At 46.4% G+C, this 3,009-nt stretch carries 4 protein-coding genes; all 4 read left to right on the plus strand.

All coding sequences use genetic code 11. The annotated features are described in order from the left end of the window. On the plus strand, window positions 1–486 hold a 486-nt coding region (locus tag K8S15_09075; protein MCD4776183.1), incomplete at its 5' end, for a hypothetical protein. Between the two features lie 182 nt (window positions 487–668). Then, window positions 669–884 (plus strand): hypothetical protein, encoded by a 216-nt coding sequence (locus K8S15_09080; protein ID MCD4776184.1) that lies wholly within the window; start codon window positions 669–671, stop codon window positions 882–884. A 196-nt stretch (window positions 885–1,080) separates the two neighbouring features. Next, window positions 1,081–2,211, plus strand: coding sequence for a hypothetical protein (locus tag K8S15_09085; GenBank protein ID MCD4776185.1), 1,131 nt, complete (start codon window positions 1,081–1,083; stop codon window positions 2,209–2,211). Between the two features lie 83 nt (window positions 2,212–2,294). Beyond that, window positions 2,295–2,768, plus strand: a complete 474-nt coding sequence (locus K8S15_09090) for a hypothetical protein (GenBank protein MCD4776186.1) — start codon at window positions 2,295–2,297, stop codon at window positions 2,766–2,768. The last annotated feature ends 241 nt before the right edge of the window (window positions 2,769–3,009 follow it).

The following is a 3,009-nucleotide window of genomic DNA, read 5'->3' on the forward strand; positions in this document are numbered from 1 at the left end:
CTTTCCCGCCTGTCTCGCTCCGAGATGCGGTACGACACTGTGGATATGAGCGCATTCGCCATTGAAATTGCCGAAGACCTTCGGCAAACAGATACCGATAGAAATGTAGAATTCGTTATTTCACCGAGTATCTCCGCACACGGAGACGCAACGCTGCTGAAAATCGCGCTGATTAACCTTCTGTCCAACGCTTGGAAATTCACAGGCAATCACGAGCATGCCAGGATCGAAGTCGGTGTTGAGAATATTAAAAACGATAACGTCTACTTCGTTCGAGACGATGGAGCCGGTTTCAATATGAAATATGTTGAAAAATTGTTTGGTGTGTTTCAACGCCTGCACGGTACAACTGAATTCTCAGGCAACGGAATCGGTCTTGCTACCGTACAACGGATAATACGCCGGCACGGGGGAAAAATATGGGCCGAAAGCGAAGTGGAGAAAGGGGCAACCTTCTATTTCACCTTACCCAAACAGAATTCTTGAAATCGATGCGGAAACAAGTCCCGGACAAAGAGTCTCTTGCTAAAATGCTCAGTCTGCACTTCCTGCATCACAGGAAACTCTTACCAATGCTCTGCAGACTCTCACTCATGGCCGTCCTCGTGCTGGGTATGTGTGGGTGCAACCATCTGCGAGCCGCTCCAACGTCGCAAGAGGAGGAGAACATGAGCATCGATGAGGAGCGGGCCATAGAGATCGCAAAAATGGATGCCGCCAACGTCTACCGTGACCTCTCGGTCTATGATGTGGTCGTAAGTGAAGGCGAAGGGGTGTGGATCGTGCGCTTCGTCTTCTCGGACAAGGACATGGTCGGAGGCGGTCCGGAGTACGAGATCTCGATGGAAGATGGGGCGATCGTGAAGAAGATCTACTCGCAGTGAGTCCGGGAATCGCAGCCCACTTTCCTATTATTATGCGGAAACAAGTCCCGGACAAAGAGTCTCTTGCTAAAATGCCTGTTTTGGTTTCTCCTTACGAAAATACGATCGCATGACTGAAATAGTGAAAATATTGACGATATTTCCTTAATTTGTATAATTGTATAATTGAAATTACAAATATGGAAAGGAATCCGTAATGAAATATGAACTTCTTTTAATAACAGTTGTGTTTATTCTTACTTTCTCCGGTTGCGGTAGCGAACAGACAGAACAGATCCCGGACGAACCGGTAGAGGACGCAGAATTTGCTTTAGAACTCGTGATTACCGACTCTATAGGTGTTGAACTCGGTGACTCGAATTACGTTTTCGGTTCAATAGAAGCTTCCTCGCATACCGCTGAGGGAAACATACTTGTTCTCGACAGACCAGCATGCTGCGTTCGCGAATACACTCCCGATGGCATCTTTGTCGGGAGCTTCGGAAGACGTGGTTCAGGTCCTGGTGAGTTTTACAATCCGCTGTCCATGGTTCGGCTGAATGACGGCCGAGTAGCCATATTCGATATGCAGGCTGGCGGGATGAGCGTTTTTCTTGCAGACGGCGAATGGGAAGGAATTGCCACCGACATCTTCAGAGAACCGGTGATGTGGTTAACAGCAGCTGACAGTAATCGCTACGTCGGCACAATCAACAGTTTTGAGATCGTTGACGATCAGCCTATTCTTACGGCTTATGTGGGCAAGTTCGAGATAGACGAGACGGAACCATCCCTTATTTACTGGGAGAATTCTTTTGTGTTCGATTTTTCAAATTCTTCACAGATCGTCGAAGAAGCGTATTTCGCCAAAACATGGGCTTCAGACAGAGATGGAAACGTTTTCATTGCCTCAAGAGATACAGAGGAGTACCTGATAAGCGGATTTGACGTAAACGGTGAGGAATTCGTCGAGATATCAATGGATCTGCCTGCGGTTCAGAAGTCCGAAGAGGAGATAGCTGAAGAAGCCGAATTCTGGAATCAACGGGCTAAGAACATGGGGTACGGTGGCCAGCTCAATTACCAGCCGGATCCGTACCGATGGAAAATACATTCGATGGGAATCGACAGTGAGAACAGGCTCTGGGTAAGAAGAGGAACCGAAGATACTCCTACGTTCGATGTGTTCGGTTACGATGGAAAGCACATCTTCAATGCGTGCATTCCATCAGTTATCGGAACTGACGGTCTTCTATGGGAAGTACATGTAGATGAATTCGGAATACTCGCTTGGTCTCTCAACCCTCTTGATGGGTATCAGAAACTCTATACGCTCGAACTTCAGTGAAAATGGGGGGGGAAATGGGAAAGGATTTAAGTAACGACAGTAGCTAACTCCACTGGTTCGATTCAAACTTGTAAGGAGATACAATGAGAAACATGCTGTTCCTTGTTCTGCTATGCGGTTCATGTGCACTGGCGCAGCCGTCCGTCGGGGTACATACCGGTATCCTGATCCCTACAGGAGAATTCGCTCAGACCTATTCCCTCAGTCCTGCTGTCGGTGTTGATATTTTGGTTCCATTTCTGTTCGGACATCTGGAAAGCAGTCTCGAATATGTTTTTCTTACCACCGAGAGCGAAAATCGCTCCGCTTACATGATACCGGTGCTGTTTGGCGGAAGAATGTGTTTTGGGTCATTATATTTCGGCGGAGGTGTCGCTCTTCACACACTCAAGTGGGAAGAAGCCGGTCAAGAGGAAAAGACCAGTGAATTCGGCGGTTACTGGAATATCGGTACTGATGTTCTGATCTTCAATCGTGATATAGAGATAGCTTGGAAGATACATCTTCTGGATTTCGATGATACTGTGCTCTCCCTTTCAGCCGGCACCTATTTCTGAGAAAAAGGGGGAAAAGGGGTCAAATCTTTACTCTTGACATTGTACTTTTATCATTATTGCATCTTATAGAAAGAAAGCATAAATGCCATGTCTGATGTTTTTCATTTGGAATCAAGTAATTGTCAAGGATAAAGATTTGACCCCATTTCCGTAATGTCAAGAGTAAAGATTTGACCCCTTTTTTTTCTTATTCAATGCTTATCGGCTGCATCAGGTAAAGAACCTGATCGGAACCCAGAAA

This window comes from Candidatus Aegiribacteria sp. (genome assembly GCA_021108005.1).
Lineage (GTDB): Bacteria > Fermentibacterota > Fermentibacteria > Fermentibacterales > JCC-6 > Aegiribacteria.